The sequence below is a fragment of the Niabella ginsenosidivorans genome (genome assembly GCF_001654455.1).
In the GTDB taxonomy this organism is placed as follows: domain Bacteria; phylum Bacteroidota; class Bacteroidia; order Chitinophagales; family Chitinophagaceae; genus Niabella; species Niabella ginsenosidivorans.
This window is the reverse complement of sequence record NZ_CP015772.1, coordinates 4,268,176-4,286,521: the sequence shown is the minus strand read 5'-3', so window position 1 is coordinate 4,286,521 and position 18,346 is coordinate 4,268,176. Positions and strand designations below refer to the sequence as shown.

Here is an 18,346-nt window from a genome sequence, read left to right as displayed (position 1 = left end):
TTTAAAAATCCAAGTTAGGAAAAATTGGATTGTCACCGGGAACGATTCCTTGTCTAATTTGCTACTTTTATGTTTTAAACAGGGTCAATGACGGATGAATATTTTATGCAACTGGCGCTGAAGCAGGCAGAACAGGCTTTTGAGGAAGATGAGATTCCTATAGGAGCAGTAGTCGTGCAGCAACATAAAGTAATAGCGCGGGGATATAATATGACTGAAAAATTAAATGACCCAACCGCACATGCGGAAATGATTGCGCTGACCTCTGCCTTTGGTCATTTAGGAGCAAAATACCTGCCGGATGCCACACTATATGTTACGGTAGAACCTTGTGTAATGTGCGCGGGTGCTTTATACTGGAGCAAGCTAAGCAGGGTGGTATGGGGCGCTTCTGATCCCAAGAACGGGTTTAGCCGCGTGCAGCCCGGCATTTCTCCTTTTCATCCTAAAACAGCTGTTACAACCGGCGTGCTGGAAGCGGAATGCGCGGCTTTAATGAAAGCCTTCTTCATGAATAAAAGATAAAGTTACCTGGCCGGATAGCTTTAATACGGTAAATTATCCCGTATTGTGAACTACTGGCATCTATTTTCTTTCTTTAGTTCTTTTCTAAAAAGCTTTATAAATATAGTATTAATATTTTATATTATAATATTGTTATTAATATTGATGATTTTTTGAATTTATAATATTTAGTTGTAGATTTATTGAGTATAAATATGAATATTATGAATGTGGTATACGATAATATTAAATTATAAATAAAAATATATGAAATATATGGCTTCTTTTAAGGAGATATATCGTTATTATCCCAAAGGGAGAAGCCCTTTTCACAGTAAAGAAGATTACGATCAGATCTATCTGAACCGGAAAAAATCGGTTCAAAGTCTGAAAGGGGCAATCGCTGAAGAATGGAGCACATTTGTAAATGCAGTGCGTGAACGGGTACCTGGTCATGTGGTAACCGATCAGTCGGCCCTGTTCCATGATAAATTCTGTAATTATCTTGATTACTACCCGGTAGAAGGGAAAGGATTGTTTAAAGTACATGTACTGCTGAGTGTGCTGCAGCCTTATCATACCATCCTGGTAACAGATTTTTTTGGATTTGATGGTGTAAAGATGCTGGACTATGATGAATTCTGTATCAATAACGAGACCAGGCATCAGCAATACCTTAATGAGATCAGGGATATACAATCCTTGCTGGAAAAGCTTTTTGATACAAAAACGGTTTACTACAGGGATCTCAGTAAGATCAGGGTACCGGATGTTTCATTAAAAACCAAGAAGGCAAATGTAAACCTGTTTGATCTTGTGTTTACCAATTATTTCACCAATTTCTAAAAACTGCATAATGCGCTGCCCAATATTTAATGTAACAGAAACTTAAGAAAGCCGGTTGAAAATATGGCTGAATTTTTGTGTGCAATTACTATTGTTAAAACTATAATGGGTTAACTTTGTTATAGTTACAAACAATATTTATTCACTCAATAAAAAATAGAGCAATTATGGCATTTACACTACCAGCCCTTCCTTACGCATACGATGCGTTGGAACCGCACATTGACAAAGAAACGATGCAAATCCACCATGACAAGCACCATCAGGCTTACGTGGATAACCTGAATAAAGCCATTGAGGGTACAGATAACGCCGACAAGTCTTTAGAAGACCTGGTAAAAAATGCCGGTGCTATTTCTCCGGCTGTTCGTAATAACGGAGGCGGCCACTGGAACCACTCTTTTTTCTGGGAGATCCTCAGCGCTGAGGGCGGTGCACCATCCGGAAAATTAGCAGATGCGATTAATGAGACCTTTGGTTCACTGGAAGGTCTGAAAGAAAAAATAAACGCAGCGGGTGCCGGACGTTTTGGCAGTGGCTGGGCATGGTTAATTGTAAAAGATGGTAAGCTGGAGATCACTTCCACACCCAACCAGGATAATCCTTTAATGGATGTTGCAGAAGTAAAAGGTACTCCTATTCTGGGAGTGGATGTTTGGGAACATGCTTATTATCTGAAATACCAGAACAGGCGCCCTGAGTATTTAAAAGCCTTCTGGAATGTGGTTAACTGGAAAAAGGTTGAAGAGCATTATAACGCGGCAGTTTAACAGTTGTTTTAAATGAAGTGGGGGTGTCTAAAAAGGCTGTCTATAGTAGAGTGTCGTTCTGAACTTGTTTCAGAATCTATTGACAATCAGACGCCGTTTTAGATGCTGAAATAAATTCAGCATGATAAAAGGGACTTTTTAGATACCCTCTTTTTTATTACAAGAAGATTATAAAAAATCCCGCTACTCAACGAACAGCGGGATTTGCTTTATCCGGGAAAACAAGGTGATCAGGAAAAGAATTTTGTCTTACCGGGCATTGCAATGGGGTATGCACCATCTGCATCGGGCACTACAGGAGGGGTAGCGTCAAAGCTGTATTCCTTAGGCATAATATCAATGCCCGAATTAAGCGCTTTATCCCATTCGATCACCTGCCCGCTATAAGTAGCCATACGGCCTATGATGGCAGTTAAAGTGCTTTTGGCCCCGTATTCTGCATTGGCAAATTTATATTCGCCTTTGGCAACGGCTTCAAACAGTTCATCATGCTCTGTCTGGTAGGGGTTACGTTCATTTTTTTTGTCGAAGCGGTATAATTCTTTGCCGGAACGATCCCTGATAACAGCCTCATCACAAAAGATCGATCCCTTGGTGCCCACCAGCAGTTCATCTACTTTATACATAGTGCCCGGAATGTGCCGGCACTGACTGTTTAAAATTGTGCCATCCGCATAATGAAATTCCACATAGTGATGATCATAAATTTCCCCGTATTCTTTCCCGGTCCTTACCTGGCGGCCGCCCATGCCCTGTGCTTTTACAGGATAGGCATCTTTGAACCAGTTCATTACATCAATATTATGAATATGCTGTTCGTTAATATGATCTCCGCAAAGCCAGTTGAAATAATACCAGTTGCGCATCTGGTATTCCATTTCGGTTTGGTTGGGTCCGCGTTTCTTTACCCAAACCCCGCCACTGTTCCACCAAACCTGGCCGGTAAGAATATCCCCGATCAGGTCTTTCCTCTTAAACAATTCCCTGTAGGAATCCTGGTAACGGCGCTGTAAGCCTACTACTACATTCAGCTTTTTCTGTTTGGCTGTTTCAGCCGCTTCCAGCACTTTTTTGATCCCCGCGGGATCCGTTGCCAGAGGTTTTTCAGTAAAAATATGCTTGTTCTGTTTTACGGCTTCCTGGAAGTGAATGGGGCGGAACCCGGGAGGGGTGGTAAGAATGACCACATCCGCCAGCGGAATTGCTTTTGTATAAGCATCAAAGCCGGTAAATTTATTGGATTCAGGTACCGCTATTTTGCTTTTAAGATTGCCCCTGATGCCGTTGTCTGAAAGATCATCTGCAGTAATGGTTTGGTAGCAGCCGTCCAGCCGGTCCTTAAAAGCGTCAGCCATGGCGACCAGCTTTACGTTTTGTTTGGTGGAAAGGGCCTGGATAACAGCGCCGGTGCCTCTTCCGCCGCACCCGATCAATGCAATTTTGATTTCATCGTTAGCACCGGAAAAAAAATTGATGCCTCCTAGGGAAGGAGCTGCTAATAAACCACCGGCAATTAAAGAGCTGTTTTTTACAAAGTATCTTCTTGTTGTTTTGTTATTCATTGTATCGTTTTTTTAGTTGCAGGAATTATAAGATATAGGTTGAGAAAAATTTTTCGGCTTCCTCTTTTGTAGGTTGCTGTACGGGGCGCACCAGCCGGAACCCTATAAAAGGCGCATCGGCATTCCACCATTTGCTTTTAGGTATCTGGGGGTCGCGGCGGTTCCAGAGGGGATCGGATTCTGTGCGGTTAGCACTGCGTAATTCCATTGCAGCGTCTTTAAAGCTGCCGCCCCGTACAATACGCGGATTTCGCTTGTCCGGCAAACGGACGGGATTTGCCGCCTGTTTTCCCAGTGTTTTATAGAAATCCGGCTGGTATTGATCCAACACCCATTCTGCCACGTTTCCGTAAATATCATAAAGCCCCCAGGGGTTCGGCTTTTTCAGGCCGGTCTTATGATATTTATTATCGCTGTTTTGGGCGTACCAGGCATAATCTGCCAGTTGCTTTTCATCGGTGCCAAAAAAATAAGGGGTTGCGGAGCCGGCTCTTGCAGCATATTCCCATTCTGCTTCTGTTGGCAGCCGGTAAAAAACCCCTGTTTTTGTGTACAGCCATTTACAGTACATGATCGCAGCACGCTGCTGCATGCTGTTTGCTGGAAAGCCACCTTCTTTACCCATGCCCAATGTAAGATCAATATAAGGCGTGGTAGGTCTTGTAACGGCATCTGCATCTACATTCTGGCCCAGGCTTTCATCATTCTGATAAAGCGCGTATTCATCAAAAGTGACTTCTTTTTCACCCATATAGAAAGCATCTATCTGCAAGGTAACCTGTGGCAATTCATCGGCATCGTTTCCCGGATCACCAGCGCCACGCCCTATTGTAAAGGTTCCTGCGGGAATAGGGATCATTGTAAATTTAACATCGGACCCCGGGATCGTCTGTTCATACTTTTTGAAATCCGTGTCTTTTTTCTCCTGAGCGTTCAGAGTGGCAATACTAATGCTCAAAAGCGCAGCAATCATCTGTTTCATTCTGCCGAAGATAAATAAATTTTCATTTTGACAATTAATAGTATTGTAAAATTGACCGGTAAAAATAAACGCTGATTCTTTTTTATAATTGCCAAACTTTGCTATTTTAGTTTGAAATTTTTTGCCATTATGAATCGCAGGAGTTTTGTAAAGAATCATATTTTAGCTGCAGGAGCCCTGGGTATGAGCTCCGGCCTGTGGGCACAGTCTGCCAGGCCGGACGCATCGGGTAAAACCTTTAACCTGGATTATGCGCCGCATGAGGGGATGTTTGCCAATAGCGCCGGTAAAGACTTTATTGACCAGATAAAATTTATGCACGACCAGGGGTTCCGGTCTATTGAAGATAACGGAATGGCTTCCAGAACGCCCGGAATGCAATCTAAAATAGGAGAAACACTGGCCAAACTGGGCATGCGTATGGGCGTATTTGTGGTGCCCAAAGGGGGCAACGGTGCCAATACCCTTGCTGCCAATAAAAAGGAGCATATTGATATCTTCCTCGAAGGCTGCCGCCAGTCTGTTGAAGTGGCCAAACGTTGTAACGCAAAATGGGCAACGGTTGTACCCGGTGATTTTCAGCGGGATCTGCCTATAGCTATACAAACGGCAAACGTGGTGGAGGCGTTGAGAAGAGGTGCCGAAATTTTTGAACCCCACGGTCTTGTAATGGTACTGGAAGCATTGAGCGATACCCCGGATCTCTTTTTAAGAACATCTGCCCAAACCTATGAGATCTGTAAGGCTGTAAACAGCCCTTCCTGCAAGATCCTGTATGATATTTATCATATGCAGAAAAATGAAGGGAACCTTATTGTCCATATGAATCAGACCTGGGAGGAAATAGGGTATATACAGATCGGGGACAACCCCGGAAGAAAAGAGCCTACCACCGGTGAAATTAATTACAGGAACATTTTTAAATGGCTGCATGAAAAGGGATACAAAGGTGTTCTGGGTATGGAGCATGGAATATCACAACCCGGAAAGGCAGGAGAGGAACGACTGATTGCTGCTTACAGGGAGTGCGATGCATTCCTGTAAAGCGCGTTGACAGCCTTTTATGACTTTAACACATTACCAAAATGAGCAGCCTGCTTAAGGCGTGCGCTATTCTTTGTTTTTAGACACTCCCACCTGGTAGAGAACAAATGCCATTGCTGCAAAAGCCAGGGCGCCCAGTATGTAATAGCCGCCTTCGTGTAAAATAGTGGTGAGCCCGTGCTCTGCGTTTACCTTGTTCAATGCTGCTGCCGGCCCGTCAAACCCCGAAAGGATCGCTATGACAACACCTGCCACGGCACCACCCGCCACCAGCCCGGTGGCAAAAAGGTTACCGCGGCCCAATTCTTCTTCTTCAGGATTTGCGGCTTTGCCGGCTTTGTGCTCAACAGCACCTCTTACCAGCCCGCCAATAAAAATGGGCAATGTGGTGGAAAGCGGCAGGTAAGCACCTACTGCAAAACTTAAAGATTTAACACCGCACAGTTCTAATACGATCGAAATAAAAACGCCTACCAGCACAAACTGCCAGTCGAGATTAAAAGACAGGATCCCGCGTGCCAGTGTAGCCATTAAGGTGCCCTGGGGAGCTGGATAAGCTTCAGATCCTATAGCATGCCCGGTGATGCCTTTTGCCACCATTGCCGCTGTAGGTTTGTCCAGGAAGTTGACGGTTAACCCGATTACGATCGAGGCTACAATAACACCTACAAACAAAGCCATTTGCTGGTATTTGGGTGTTGCACCGATTATGTAGCCTGTTTTCAGATCCTGAGAGGTGGCACCCGCATTAGCAGCCGCAATACAGATGAGCCCTCCTACCACCAATGCCATAGGCTCATAGGCTTTTCCGCTCCAGCCTACGGCAATAAAGATCAGGCAGGTGCCCATTAAGGTGGCAATGGTCATACCGCTTACGGGGTTATTGGAGGAACCGATGAGCCCTACAATTCTTGAGGATACCGTAACAAAGAAAGCTCCAAAGATGACCACAAGAATGCCGATCAGCAGTTTCTGAAAAATGGTATTGCCGGGGATCTGCGGCAGTAATGCAATCAGGATCACCAATGCCAGGCTTCCCAGTCCCACCACCTTCATGCTCAGGTCACGCTCCGTTCTTTTTACTGCTGTTGCGGCAGCAGCGGCATTTCCTTTTATTGAGCCCAGGCTTCCTTTGAAAGAGGCGATAATAGTAGGGATTGTTTTCAGCAGGGTAATAAAGCCCCCTGCTGCCACGGCTCCCGCTCCGATCTGGCGGATATAAGCATAATAGATTGATGATGAAAAATCATCAAATGTTTTGGCTACGGGATCCCAGCCCCCTTTGCCGCCCGCAACTCCAATATTAGCCAGGTAGCCTAATTTTACCTGCTGTGCTGCGATCAGTTCAGGAGCAACAACGCTTGAAAGCAATGGGATCAATACCAGCGAGGCCAATACACCACCGGCAACCAGTACCCCTGCTATTTTTGGTCCGATGATATAGCCCACGCCCAGGTATTCAGGCGTGACCTCTCCGCTGATCTTCGCAGATGGGAAAAACTTATTGGTTTGTTTGGTCACAAATGCCGGTGTTTCTGCAATTACGTGCAGTATTTTTTGAAGAATGGCATATACAAAGGCAAAGCCCAGGCCCCAGAACGCTGTTTTTGCAAAATCGCCGCCTTTCTCTCCTGCTTTCAGTACATCTGCGCAGGCGGTCCCTTCAGGGTAGGGCAGGGTCTTGTGCTCATTTACGATCAGGGACCGCCGCAGGGGAATCATCATCAGCGTACCCAGTATGCCTCCAATGATCGCCAGTGTTAAAATAGTGATGTAATTAAAAAAGTGCTCCCCGCTGCCATCGCTTAAAAACAAAAAACCGGGCAATGTGAACACTACACCGGAGGCGATGCTTTCTCCGGCAGACCCGGTGGTCTGTATAATATTGTTTTCCAGAATGGTCGTTTTTAAGAACTTTCTGCCCAGTGTAATGGCAATTACAGCAATGGGGATAGACGCAGAAACGGTAAGGCCTGCTTTTAAAGCAAGGTAAACCGTAGCAGCACCAAAAATAACACCGAATGCGGCCCCGGTTAAAACAGATTTTACGGTAAACTCAGCCATCCGTGCTTCATCCGGTACAAATGGTTTAAACGATGATTTTTCTGACATACTTTGTTTTGATTGAAGGCCGGAAAGATAACGAATGCTTGTTTAGAAAATAAAAAAACACGTAACAAATTCATTACATGTTTCTGAAAGGAGAATGAATGGTGCATTGTCATACATAAAGCGCAGGCCCTGTCCTTAAATACTGCCTGTTTTCTCCTTTATGACCTGTGCGATGCGTTTGCTTAAAATAAAAATGATAATACCCGCAATTAACGCGGCTACCACCAGGATCAGAAAATAGTTGCTTTTATTTTCAAAGCTATCCCAGAAAGTAGCCATCAGTCCGGCTACTTTCCCACTCATGGAAGTAATAATAAACCACCCTCCCATCATTAAGGAGGTCAGCCGGGCTGGTGCCAGCTTGGAAACCATCGACAATCCTACGGGGCTTACAAACAGTTCCCCGATCGTAAAAATGGCGTAGGTGCCTACCACCCACCAGGCAGAGGTTTTATCATGGTAAATATTGGTGCTCAGGGCGGCAAACACCATCAACAGAGATGATATCCCCGCGATCCATGTTCCAAGGCCGGCTTTTACAGGCGTATTGGGCGCCCGGCCTCTGCGCGCCAGCCAGCCCAGCATTCCTATGACCAGCGGGGTAAACAGTACAATGAAGAAAGGATTGATGGATTGAAAGATCTCTGTTGACAGCAGGTTCAGTTTGCCGGATGGGGGCCATTGATCCTTTGGCAGGTTATTGAAATACAGATCGGGCCCGGTTGTGGTTAATGCATTTCCTTTAGCATCGGACATAGTGCGCAACAAGCTGTCTGTTTGAGGTACCTCGTGCGGAGTAGTAGTCACCGTTTCCAGCATACCAAAGGGCTTTGTTATTTTCTCCATCGACTGGGGCATCTCCCGGGAAGTGTATTGGTCGGCCCAGATCGTAAGCCCTGTACTGTTCTGGTTGTAAATAACCCAGAAAACAAATGCCCCTATAAAAAAGGTGAACAGGGCGCCTAACCCTTTTTTGTCTTCTTTATTTGCCTTTACATACAAGGTAACAAAGAATATAATGATGGGCACGCAGGCAAACATAAAGGCGTCATTGGATTGGGATCCGAAAAGGGTATGTCCCAGCAGATTTTTTATAAACCAGCCCAGGACTGCGGTCATAATTGCCGGCAGGAACACCTGTAAAAAGATACTGCGCATCGGAATGTCACCCTCCTCCATTGGCTTTTTGACGTCACCGGATTTTACGTGCTTCAGCCCGGCAACAAACCAGATAACGGAGATCACCATACCTACACCTGCAGCGGCAAAGGCATAGCCCCAGCCATAATGGTTGCGCATAAGCGCAGCCACAAAATTGCAGATAAAGGCGCCGATGTTTACGCCCATGTAGAAAATATTATAGGCCACATCCTTTTTGGGTTTGAGGTCTTCCCGGTTATAAATGTTGCCCAGCAGTGTGCTGATGTTAGGCTTAAAAAAACCATTGCCGATCATCAACAAAGGCAGCGATACATATAATGCTTTATCTCCGGGGATCGCCAGGCAGAAATAGCCGGCTGCTAACAGCAAGCCCCCCAGGATAATGGCTTTCCGGTAACCCAGGTACCGGTCGGCGATCAGCCCGCCTATAAAGGGGGTTAAATAAACCATGGCAATATAAGTGCCTACCAGGTCAGCCGCTTTTTGAGGAGTAAAACCCACACCACCGCTGGTGGTACTGTCTTTCAGGTATAAAAGAAAAATACCCACCATAAGATAGAAGCCAAAACGCTCCCACATTTCTGTAAAAAACAATACATACAGGGCACGCGGATGCCGGGATTTTTTGTCAATATTTTTCATACAGGAGTGTTGAAATAAAAAAATATCGGCCAAAGTAATGAAAAATCAGGAATCGTCTTTTTTTTTCATTTTATGGCTATCTTTCGCGCCTGAAAATGTTGATTTAAAACAAAAGGAATGAAAATACTTGTTTTGGGAAGCGGTGGAAGGGAGCATGCCCTTGTATGGAATATGAGCATGCGTGGTCAGCACGAACTGTTTATTGCGCCGGGCAATCCCGGAACTGCAGCTTTGGGAACCAATGTGAACCTGGGGGTGAACGATTTTGAAGGCATCGGGGCATTTTGTAAGGAAAAGGGGATTGAAATGGTTGTGGCAGGTCCTGAGGAGCCCCTGGTAAAAGGGATCTGGGATTTTTTTAAGGCCGACAGTGTTTTAAAAGACCTGTTATTCATAGGCCCTTCGCAGCGGGGGGCACAGCTGGAAGGCAGCAAAGCCTTTGCCAAAGCTTTTATGGAACGCCATCATATTCCTACTGCGGCTTATAAGGAATTTACAGCAGCTAATTTTGAGGAAGGAAAAGAATATATCGGGGCGCATACGCTTCCGGTTGTTCTGAAGGCCGACGGGCTGGCTGCCGGAAAAGGCGTGGTGATCTGCCAGACCAATGAAGAGGCGGTGGCCGAGTTTGAAGCCATGATACAGGAATCCAAATTTGGTGAAGCCAGCCGGAAAGTGGTGGTAGAGGAATTCCTGTCGGGTATTGAAATGAGCGTGTTCCTGGTTACTGATGGAAAAGAATATGTATTGCTGCCGCAGGCAAAAGATTATAAACGTATAGGTGAAAAGGACAGCGGGCTGAATACGGGAGGAATGGGCGCCGTAAGCCCTGTGCTTTTTGCTGATGCAGCTTTTATGCAAAAAGTTACCGACCGGATTATCCGGCCCACGGTAAACGGGCTCCATAAGGAAGGTATTGCCTATACCGGTTTTGTTTTTATAGGGCTTATAAAAGTGGGCGATGATCCTTTTGTAATTGAATATAATTGCCGCATGGGCGATCCGGAAACCGAAGTGGTAATGCCCCGGCTGAAAACAGACCTGGCAACCATCTGTAAGGCTGCTGCTGAAAATAAGCTTTCGGAGATCACTGTTGAAGAAGACCCCAGGACAGCGGTAACCATAATGGCCGTGAGCGGCGGTTACCCCGGCGACTATGAAAAAGGATATAAGATTACCGGGCTTGATCAGCGAATGGGAGACTCCATCCTGTTTCATGCGGGCACTAAAGAGCAGGAAGGGCAGGTAATAACCAACGGAGGCCGCGTACTTTGCGTTACTTCTTTTGGCGATACCGTTAAGGCGGCCGTTGATCAGTCAAAAGCGCTCCTTAAAAACATTCATTTTGATGATATGTATTACAGGAGGGATATCGGATATGAGTTTTTTAATGAAGTGCGTCCAACATAGAATTAGATGAATCTGATTCTGTAAGGCAGTATGGGAGGGTATTTCCGGAGATTTCTTGCAACTTCATTAAAAAGAATAGCCATGAAATTTGAAAATCAGATTTTTAAATTTCATGGTTAGTAAAACTGCGTTTTTCGAAAAAAATAGTGCTGATAGAGAAGATTATACTTTGACCCGGTGTTTCAATCAAAAGCCGGTTGCCCTTTTATATACTCCAGAATATCGCCCGGCTGACAATCCAGTGCCCTGCAAATGGCCTCCAGTGTTTCAATGCGTATGGCTTTTGCTTTCCCGTTTTTTAAGATGGAAAGGTTGGAAAGTGTAATCCCCACTTTTTCGCTCAGCTCGTTTAACGACATTTTACGCCGGGCCATCATTACATCCAGATTAATAATGATCGGCATATTTTATATAGTTAAGTCGTTTTCAGATTGTAGCGCTACTCCCCGTTTGAATATTAAAGAGATGACAAATAAAATCCCGGCCAGGAATAGAAATTCAGAGCTTTGCCAGCTTAAAGAGGTGGCGGGTATGTTTTTTTTCATCAGGGCCTGGTTATATACGTTGCCGATAACCGCGATAATGCCAATACCGAATGCGGTCTGCACTACTTTTGAGATGAGATTGGATACAGGATGGCTAAAAGGGTGATCCATATTAACCCTGGAAAAAAACTGTATAACCAGGTAGAATATATGCGCCTTTAACAGGGCAATAGCCAATAATAACGAACAGAGGGCAATATAATAAAACGGGCTATAGTGATAGAGCTTTGGTAAATAAAGGTCTTTTGCAAATTGCTCAGCAATCCGCGTGTTGCCAAAATAAGTAAACAGCAGGGAAACGAGCAGGGTGCCGGCCTGAATGCACAATCCGATAAACAGGATCCAGCAAACCACCTGCATGATATCTAAAAGCATTTTTGTATTTGTTTTCATTCTAAAATGATTTAGGAAACAGGGAAAAGATTATATCGTCATATCGTTTTCTTCTTTTAGCTCTAATCCTTTTTTAAAAGTATAACCAACAGTTAACAGTACCAGGCCTAACAGGAAAGGCCAGCAGGGGAGCTCTGCTTTATAAATCTCACCTTCATGCTGAAGCCCCGGAGCGTTTTTTATGTAAAAGAAAAGATAATTCAGCTGGTAAGTAATAATACCGATCAGTATGGCCAACCACCCCAGTGATGTGACACGTTTAATGTTAGTCATCTCAAAAATTTTATTTTGACCAATCGATGCTATTAATTGATATAATTTGACAAAAAACGCAATACCTATACTTATGTACGCAACAACCAAAAGATAGAAGCAACCATTAATGATCCAGGGAATATCCTGTGACCCGGATGCAGTAACTCTGGCTGGGTTTTGTCCACAGGTGCTGCAAAAGGGGTTATCCCATCCTTCCCGGAAACCCTTAATGCCACCTTCAAAAAACAGGATATAAAGCAGGGTGAAGGCAAAGAAAAGTGATATTTTTTGAATATCAAAATAAATTTATTGTAAAACAATAAATATTGATTGAAAGGTGATAAATATATATGTTTGCAAAAGATAAGTTTGATGCTATATTATTGAATCCCAATGATTTTCTTCAGTTGCTCTACGTCTGTGTTTTGCAGATAGCGTATCAGGTTCTTATGTATCCAGTGAAAATGGTAACCGCCCTGCTGCATTTCGTTTATAGCAGCTTCTTTTGTCCAGTTCTGGAAAAGGATCCTGTATAGGGCAATAACGATACCGGTTCGGTCACTTCCATGCGCGCAATGAACGAGGAGGGGCTTGGGCGCCTCTTTTATGATCTTCATGGCATCAATGATCATCTGATCGGAGATGTATTTGCTTTTCATAGGTACGTGGTAAAGATGCAGCGAAAGCCCTTTGGCTATTGGCAGGTCCTTATGCTGCAGCCGGAGATCCAGTACAGATTGTATGCCTGCCTGCTGTGCATAATGAAAGCCTTTAAGAGAAGGTTTTTCACTCCTGTAAATACTATCATTCAGCTTATAAAAATTGTGAAAAGGTGTGTGCTGCTGCTTTATGGCCCATTCAGCGGGCCTTGGCCTACGTAGGGGTTTTGTGCCGCACCCTGTGATCAGTGCAAATAACAGGAGCAGCAAGATGGTATTTTTAGAATGGATCATTGCTGTTTTTTCGGATGAAAAAATTGTTCCGGTACTATTCATCAATCACACCCAGCTTTTTCATCAGGTAAGAAGCGCTCAATTTGGTGCAAACACCCTCTTTTAATTTATAATCGAAAATGAGCTCATCATTAACAATCTCTGATTCAAATGCCTTGTTGGCAATATATCCGGGATATTCCCGGATGAGATCTGCTACCACTACGTCATGCGTTGCAATAATGCCAAAGGCATTAAAACGGGCCAGCTTCCGGATCAGCCCGATGGTGCCATTGCGTTTATCATTACTATTGGTACCGCGCAGGATCTCATCAAGGATCACAAAAGTATTATTATCCTGTTGCAGGTGCTGCACAATAGTTTGCAACCGTTTTAATTCTGCATAAAAGAAGGATTCACTTTCCTGTAAGGAATCTGTTATCCGCATGCTTACAAAAACAGCAAACGGGTAAAAAATAAAGCTTGCTGCGGTTACAGCAGATCCGCTTCTGGCAAGTACCAGGTTCATACCCACCGTTCGCAGAAAAGTGCTTTTGCCGCTCATGTTGGAGCCTGTAAGGATGATGAACTGCTGCTGGTGAAAGCTGACGTCATTACAGATCCTTTTTTCTTTCCGGATCAACGGATGCCCCAGGCCCGTGGCCTGAAGATCCGGTACAGCGCTTATTTGGGGAAAACAGTTCTCGGGGTTGTTAAAATAAAAATTGCCCAGGCTGCCAAGCGCTTCAAATTTTCCGATCACCTCCAGCCAGCCGGGGATCGCTGCTGCATATTGCCTTTTCCACAGGGAAAGGCAATATAAAACATGCACATGAAAAAGAAAAAGCCCGTTCAGCAGAATACTGACCACCAGGTTCACAACAGATTCCAGGTATTCAAAAAGACTGGCAAGCCGGCGTAACTGACCCGACGCGGGCTGCGGGCTGTTCTTTAACTGCTGCTGCAGGCTTTGCAACAGGGGCGACTGGAACGATTGGTCTTCTATTAGTTGCAGTTGCTCTTTATAGGCAACTAATATTTTGTTTACGGATGTAGATACGCTTAGCTGGGCTGCTATTTTTTTCCCGAAGGCAAAAGCTATAATAAGGTTAATGACGAAGGAAGAATAAATGATGCGAAAAACTTCGTTACTGTCTGTAACAAAAATATAATACAGACTGCTTCCGATTGTGATCAGAGGAAAGAGCATCAGGAACAAATACAGGGGTTTACTGAAGGATGTTTTTTTAGTATGGATCCATTCCATCAATTGGTTCAGGTCTTTTTCCCCGGCTTCCTGTAAGCTGCCTTTTGCGTATAACTGCTGGCGGAAATCATTCAGTGCGGCAAGCTCCCCAATGGCCTGCTGCCGCTCTGCAATGGTAGCAGTGTCCGGGTTGAGCAGCAGCCCGGCCAGTTCTTTGCGGCCAAACAGTGTACTGCAGCGATTTAAATGTGCATATAAACTGCCTTCTCCGAAAAGATCAAGATCGTAGGAATAGGGATGGTGCGGATCTTCATATTCTTTTCCGTCCGGATATACAGATCGGTTTGTGTCCAGGAAAAGGAGCTCGTCAGTGTTGTATTTTGCAAGGGCCTTATAATACCTTAGTGTTTGCTGTAACCGTTCATACCATTTTACGACCATTATGAATGCGATAAATGCAGCAATAGCTCCGGCAATAGTACCGCCTGCACCGGTTTGGGTAGAGCGATAAAGCAGATAAATGAAAAGCACAAAAAGCAGCAGCCTGAAGAAGCTGAGCCAGCTCAGTTTTTGCTGTAATTGGTTTGCTTCCCGGGAAAACCGTTCTGTTCTTTCTTTATAAACTGTATCCATAGAGCAGTAAAAATAAAGAAGATGTGTCAATAGATACACAGGAGCATCTGAACCGGAATTATTTATCTTTATTCAACTATTTCGCTCACTTTAAATTTGAGATCAGGGAACAGGGAGGGGCTGATTTCATCATCGGCTGTAAAAGGTTTCAGCCCGGAGTATTTACCATCTTTCCACCCTTTCCTGAAATTTCCACCGGAAATAATTGGCATAGGAGTAGCGCTCAGCTAAGTTAAGCTGATCTAAGGAAGTGATTGTTCCGTAAGGGACAAAGGGTTCTTCTGCTTTATTTTCCGGATCCATCAAAATGCATTCATGGTTCCTGTAAAGATAATCATTCCGGGGGTAGGTACTGTCAGTTCACCGGGCACTTTTCATGATAATTGACCAATTCAATAGGTGCGGCTTCGATCTCAAAACCCGAATATTTTTCAATAATCTCGTCCAGTACTTCCCGGATAGCGGCTTCCCCCGAAAGACGCACCAATTTGCTCCTGTATTCTTTAATATTGGGCAATCCTTTCAGGTAGTTGGCATAGTGACGGCGCATTTCATTGATGCCTACAATGGGGCCTTTCCATTCCACGCTTTTCTGCAAATGCTTCCGCACCACATTTACGCGTTCTTCAACAGTGGGAGGGGCCAATAGTTCCCCGGTGCGGACAAAATGTTTGATCTCCCTGAAGATCCAGGGATACCCAATTGCCGCACGGCCGATCATAATGCCATCCACCCCATAACGGTTTTTGTATTCCAGTGCTTTTTGCGGACTGTCAATATCTCCGTTACCAAAAATGGGGATCTTTATACGTGGGTTATTCTTTACTTTCCCGATCAGTGTCCAGTCGGCAGTTCCTTTATACATCTGGCAGCGGGTGCGGCCGTGAATGGCCAGTGCCTGAATGCCTACATCCTGCAGACGCTCTGCTACCTCTTCTATGTTCAGCATGCTATCGTCCCACCCCAGCCTTGTTTTAACGGTTACGGGCAGGGAAGTAGACTTTACAACAGCTCCAGTCAGGCGCACCATCAGGTCTACATCTTTTAATACCCCTGCACCGGCGCCTTTTAATGCCACTTTTTTTACCGGACATCCAAAGTTGATATCCAGAAGATCGGGCTGTGTTACTTCTACAATCTTAGCCGCCATCGCCAGGCTGTCTTCATCACCCCCGAAGATCTGTATGCCAACAGGGCGCTCATAGTCAAAAATGTCCAGTTTCCGGCGGCTTTTGATCGCATCGCGGATCAACCCTTCACTGCTGATGAACTCTGTGTACATCAGGTCTGCGCCATTGTCTTTGCATACGGCACGGAAAGGAGGATCGCTGACGTCCTCCATAGGAGCCAGCAAAAGCGGGAAATCCGGTAATGATATATTGCCTATGTTTACCATTTAAAAGATTTGAGTATTGAGATCGGAGACTTCAGAAAATAGTGTATTGCCGGAAAATAACTGCTAAAAGTCTGAATACTCTTATCTCAATGCTGAATCCTACTATTAATTCAGCTATTTTTGAGTTTGCAAAGTTACAATTTATTTTTTTGATGATGACAGAAGACCCTTACAAGAAACCTGTTTCCTATACTGCCGGTTTTTTTATGCTGATCGCTTTCGGAATTGCGGGGATGATTTTTGGAACCCTCCTGGGAGGCATTCTCTGGACGGTAATGACCGGGAAAAGTATGGCAGACATCACTACAGCAATGGGAAACCCAGCCTACCTGAAAGAAATGCAGGTATTGCAAACATTTACCACCGTTTTCGGATTCCTGGTACCTGCAATTGCTACGGCCGCTTTTTTAAGCCGCAAACCCCTGAAGCTGATCGGTTTTGAGCAAAAACCGGGTGCCCGGCAGCTTGTGCTTACCGTGGGTATTATTTTAACCGGCCTGGGTGTTAGCAGCGCGCTGGGCTATCTTACCTACCAGTTGCCGTTGCCCCAGCAGGTAAAAATCTTTTTTGACCGCTGGGAAAATATGTATGCCTCACAGGTTACCGGATTGATCAGTTTAAAAAACCCATCGGAACTGGTGGTCTCGGTTCTTATACTGGCGCTGGTTCCGGCTATCTGCGAGGAAACCTTTTTCCGCGGAGGCCTGCAGAACTTTATGTACCGGAGTAACAGAAACCTCTGGCTTTCTGTAATTGTGGTCAGCCTTATCTTTAGCGCGGTACATATGTCCGGCTATGGGTTTTTATCAAGATTTGCGCTGGGAATCATTTTAGGGCTCATCTATCAGTTAACCGGCAGCATCTGGCTGAATATTCTGGCCCATTTTATCAATAATGCTTTAGCCGTAATTATGATGTACACAGAGGTACAGGCAGGAAAATCGGTTGCTGATGCCATGAATGATAAAAGTGGCAGTTATTGGGGTCTGGCAGCAATACCTGTAGTGGTTTTGCTGTTTCTTTTATTATTCAGAAAAACAAAACAAACGGAGCTGGCTGATGGCGTTTAACTGGAAAACATTCTGGACAAGAGCATTGACCGCACTTATTTTTGTTGCGGTGATGATGGGGGGGCTGTTATATAATGAGTGGAGTTTTTTTTTATTGATCGCTGTTATTCATTTTGGCTGCTGGTGGGAGTATCTGAAGCTGGTTGAAAAGATCTGCGGCCAGCCGTTTCATCCTTATTTAAAGTTGGGATTCTGTTTGGCTGGTTTTCACATCCTGCTGCTGTTTTGTAACGGGCTCCGGCTATGGGGCTATGCGCTTCAGCAAAATTTTTCCCTGCCATTCCTTATAGCCGGCCTGGTGTTGCTCATCACGGGCATCTTTAACCAGCAGCGCATCAGTATAAAGGCAACGGGTATTGCGGCGTTTGGCTTTTTATATATTTCCCTGAGCTGGGGTTTATTGCTGCAACTGCGCTGCTCAACAGATATCCATATTATGACGAACCCCGGCCGGGTAGCTGATTCAGGATTCTATATTCCGGTATTATTGATCATTGCTATCTGGATCAATGATACCTGTGCGTACCTGGTGGGCTCAATGATCGGCAGGACACCATTCTCAAAAATATCACCCAAGAAAACACTGGAAGGAACAATTGGAGGAATGCTGCTTTGTATAGCGGCTGTTACGCTGGCTCTGCAGTACTGGTTCCAGTGGCGGGCATTGCTGGGTATTTCCCTTGTAGCGGCTATTGCCGGCACTGCGGGCGACCTGCTGGAATCAAAGATGAAACGCCTGGCAGGGGTAAAGGACAGCGGTCATATTATGCCGGGCCATGGCGGTTTTATGGACCGGTTTGATTCACTGCTGATAGCCATTCCTTTTGTATGGGTGTTTTTGTTATTATGGAAGTGAACCGGGTTTTAGCCGGCCTTTCGGGT

The 18,346-nt window shown here is 44.9% G+C and carries 17 protein-coding genes; 7 read left to right on the top strand and 10 right to left on the bottom strand.

Translation table 11 applies throughout. The annotated features are described in order from the left end of the window. The first annotated feature begins 87 nt into the window (after nt 1–87). From A8C56_RS18125 to A8C56_RS18115, 3 genes are all read left to right on the top strand, one after another. Nucleotides 88–525 carry a nucleoside deaminase gene (locus tag A8C56_RS18125; RefSeq protein ID WP_067759197.1) on the top strand — a complete coding sequence of 146 codons (438 nt, stop codon included), beginning with the start codon at nt 88–90 and terminating at the stop codon, nt 523–525. A gap of 246 nt (nt 526–771) precedes the next feature. Next, a complete protein-coding gene (locus A8C56_RS18120; RefSeq protein ID WP_067759194.1) occupies nt 772–1,350 on the top strand; it encodes a hypothetical protein in 579 nt (192 codons plus the stop codon). A 167-nt stretch (nt 1,351–1,517) separates the two neighbouring features. Beyond that, the gene (locus A8C56_RS18115; protein WP_067759192.1) at nt 1,518–2,120 is read left to right on the top strand and encodes a superoxide dismutase; all 603 of its coding nucleotides are present in this window, start codon (nt 1,518–1,520) and stop codon (nt 2,118–2,120) included. Between the two features lie 230 nt (nt 2,121–2,350). On the opposite strand, the gene A8C56_RS18110 is transcribed toward A8C56_RS18115, so the two are convergent. Both A8C56_RS18110 and A8C56_RS18105 read right to left on the bottom strand, forming a co-directional pair. Next, the gene (locus A8C56_RS18110) at nt 2,351–3,682 is read right to left on the bottom strand and encodes a Gfo/Idh/MocA family protein (RefSeq protein ID WP_067759189.1); all 1,332 of its coding nucleotides are present in this window, start codon (nt 3,680–3,682) and stop codon (nt 2,351–2,353) included. Nucleotides 3,683–3,707: 25 nt separating this feature from the next. Further along, complete coding sequence (locus A8C56_RS18105) at nt 3,708–4,664, bottom strand: formylglycine-generating enzyme family protein (RefSeq protein WP_067759185.1); 957 nt, start codon at nt 4,662–4,664, stop codon at nt 3,708–3,710. Between the two features lie 129 nt (nt 4,665–4,793). Between A8C56_RS18105 and A8C56_RS18100 the strand changes: the two genes are divergently transcribed. After that, nucleotides 4,794–5,708: a hydroxypyruvate isomerase family protein gene (locus A8C56_RS18100; RefSeq protein WP_067762241.1), complete on the top strand. Its 915-nt coding sequence runs from the start codon at nt 4,794–4,796 to the stop codon at nt 5,706–5,708. Nucleotides 5,709–5,774: 66 nt separating this feature from the next. Here the strand turns inward: A8C56_RS18100 and A8C56_RS18095 are convergent, their stop codons facing one another. Together A8C56_RS18095 and A8C56_RS18090 are read right to left on the bottom strand one after the other, a co-directional pair. Further along, nucleotides 5,775–7,820, bottom strand: coding sequence for an OPT family oligopeptide transporter (locus tag A8C56_RS18095; protein WP_067759182.1), 2,046 nt, complete (start codon nt 7,818–7,820; stop codon nt 5,775–5,777). 135 nt (nt 7,821–7,955) lie between these two features. Further along, nucleotides 7,956–9,623: a peptide MFS transporter gene (locus tag A8C56_RS18090; protein ID WP_067759179.1), complete on the bottom strand. Its 1,668-nt coding sequence runs from the start codon at nt 9,621–9,623 to the stop codon at nt 7,956–7,958. A 117-nt stretch (nt 9,624–9,740) separates the two neighbouring features. On the opposite strand from A8C56_RS18090, the gene purD reads away from it, so the two are divergent. Then, nucleotides 9,741–11,033 (top strand): phosphoribosylamine--glycine ligase, encoded by a 1,293-nt coding sequence (gene purD, locus A8C56_RS18085; RefSeq protein WP_067759177.1) that lies wholly within the window; start codon nt 9,741–9,743, stop codon nt 11,031–11,033. Nucleotides 11,034–11,215: 182 nt separating this feature from the next. On the opposite strand, the gene A8C56_RS18080 is transcribed toward purD, so the two are convergent. The 6 genes from A8C56_RS18080 to dusB form a co-directional block, all read right to left on the bottom strand. Continuing rightward, nucleotides 11,216–11,437 (bottom strand): helix-turn-helix domain-containing protein, encoded by a 222-nt coding sequence (locus tag A8C56_RS18080; RefSeq protein WP_067759175.1) that lies wholly within the window; start codon nt 11,435–11,437, stop codon nt 11,216–11,218. Nucleotides 11,438–11,440: 3 nt separating this feature from the next. Then, the gene (locus A8C56_RS18075) at nt 11,441–11,971 is read right to left on the bottom strand and encodes a DUF2975 domain-containing protein (protein WP_067759173.1); all 531 of its coding nucleotides are present in this window, start codon (nt 11,969–11,971) and stop codon (nt 11,441–11,443) included. 30 nt (nt 11,972–12,001) lie between these two features. After that, nucleotides 12,002–12,334 (bottom strand): DUF2975 domain-containing protein, encoded by a 333-nt coding sequence (locus A8C56_RS24710; RefSeq protein ID WP_067759171.1) that lies wholly within the window; start codon nt 12,332–12,334, stop codon nt 12,002–12,004. A gap of 272 nt (nt 12,335–12,606) precedes the next feature. Beyond that, nucleotides 12,607–13,179, bottom strand: coding sequence for a phosphatase domain-containing putative toxin (locus tag A8C56_RS18065; RefSeq protein WP_067762239.1), 573 nt, complete (start codon nt 13,177–13,179; stop codon nt 12,607–12,609). Nucleotides 13,180–13,213: 34 nt separating this feature from the next. Further along, entirely contained in the window at nt 13,214–14,998 is a 1,785-nt protein-coding gene (locus tag A8C56_RS18060; protein ID WP_067759169.1) for a MutS-related protein, read from the bottom strand. A 355-nt stretch (nt 14,999–15,353) separates the two neighbouring features. Continuing rightward, nucleotides 15,354–16,394, bottom strand: coding sequence for a tRNA dihydrouridine synthase DusB (gene dusB / locus A8C56_RS18055; protein WP_067759166.1), 1,041 nt, complete (start codon nt 16,392–16,394; stop codon nt 15,354–15,356). Between the two features lie 89 nt (nt 16,395–16,483). On the opposite strand from dusB, the gene A8C56_RS18050 reads away from it, so the two are divergent. Continuing rightward, entirely contained in the window at nt 16,484–17,464 is a 981-nt protein-coding gene (locus A8C56_RS18050) for a type II CAAX endopeptidase family protein (protein ID WP_245645569.1), read from the top strand. Further along, the gene (locus tag A8C56_RS18045; RefSeq protein WP_067759164.1) at nt 17,454–18,320 is read left to right on the top strand and encodes a phosphatidate cytidylyltransferase; all 867 of its coding nucleotides are present in this window, start codon (nt 17,454–17,456) and stop codon (nt 18,318–18,320) included. The genes A8C56_RS18050 and A8C56_RS18045 overlap by 11 nt, the downstream gene beginning before the upstream one ends. Nucleotides 18,321–18,346 lie beyond the last annotated feature (26 nt).

Bases quoted from the DNA above. Each gene is read 5' to 3' on its own strand.
- A8C56_RS18125 (WP_067759197.1), top strand. From the start codon at position 88: ATGACGGATGAATATTTTATGCAACTGGCGCTGAAGCAGGCAGAACAG.
- A8C56_RS18120 (WP_067759194.1), top strand. From the start codon at position 772: ATGAAATATATGGCTTCTTTTAAGGAGATATATCGTTATTATCCCAAA.
- A8C56_RS18115 (WP_067759192.1), top strand. From the start codon at position 1,518: ATGGCATTTACACTACCAGCCCTTCCTTACGCATACGATGCGTTGGAA.
- A8C56_RS18110 (WP_067759189.1), bottom strand. From the start codon at position 3,682: ATGAATAACAAAACAACAAGAAGATACTTTGTAAAAAACAGCTCTTTA.
- A8C56_RS18105 (WP_067759185.1), bottom strand. From the start codon at position 4,664: ATGAAACAGATGATTGCTGCGCTTTTGAGCATTAGTATTGCCACTCTG.
- A8C56_RS18100 (WP_067762241.1), top strand. From the start codon at position 4,794: ATGAATCGCAGGAGTTTTGTAAAGAATCATATTTTAGCTGCAGGAGCC.
- A8C56_RS18095 (WP_067759182.1), bottom strand. From the start codon at position 7,820: ATGTCAGAAAAATCATCGTTTAAACCATTTGTACCGGATGAAGCACGG.
- A8C56_RS18090 (WP_067759179.1), bottom strand. From the start codon at position 9,623: ATGAAAAATATTGACAAAAAATCCCGGCATCCGCGTGCCCTGTATGTA.
- purD (WP_067759177.1), top strand. From the start codon at position 9,741: ATGAAAATACTTGTTTTGGGAAGCGGTGGAAGGGAGCATGCCCTTGTA.
- A8C56_RS18080 (WP_067759175.1), bottom strand. From the start codon at position 11,437: ATGCCGATCATTATTAATCTGGATGTAATGATGGCCCGGCGTAAAATG.
- A8C56_RS18075 (WP_067759173.1), bottom strand. From the start codon at position 11,971: ATGAAAACAAATACAAAAATGCTTTTAGATATCATGCAGGTGGTTTGC.
- A8C56_RS18065 (WP_067762239.1), bottom strand. From the start codon at position 13,179: ATGATCCATTCTAAAAATACCATCTTGCTGCTCCTGTTATTTGCACTG.
- A8C56_RS18060 (WP_067759169.1), bottom strand. From the start codon at position 14,998: ATGGATACAGTTTATAAAGAAAGAACAGAACGGTTTTCCCGGGAAGCA.
- dusB (WP_067759166.1), bottom strand. From the start codon at position 16,394: ATGGTAAACATAGGCAATATATCATTACCGGATTTCCCGCTTTTGCTG.
- A8C56_RS18050 (WP_245645569.1), top strand. From the start codon at position 16,484: ATGCTGAATCCTACTATTAATTCAGCTATTTTTGAGTTTGCAAAGTTA.
- A8C56_RS18045 (WP_067759164.1), top strand. From the start codon at position 17,454: ATGGCGTTTAACTGGAAAACATTCTGGACAAGAGCATTGACCGCACTT.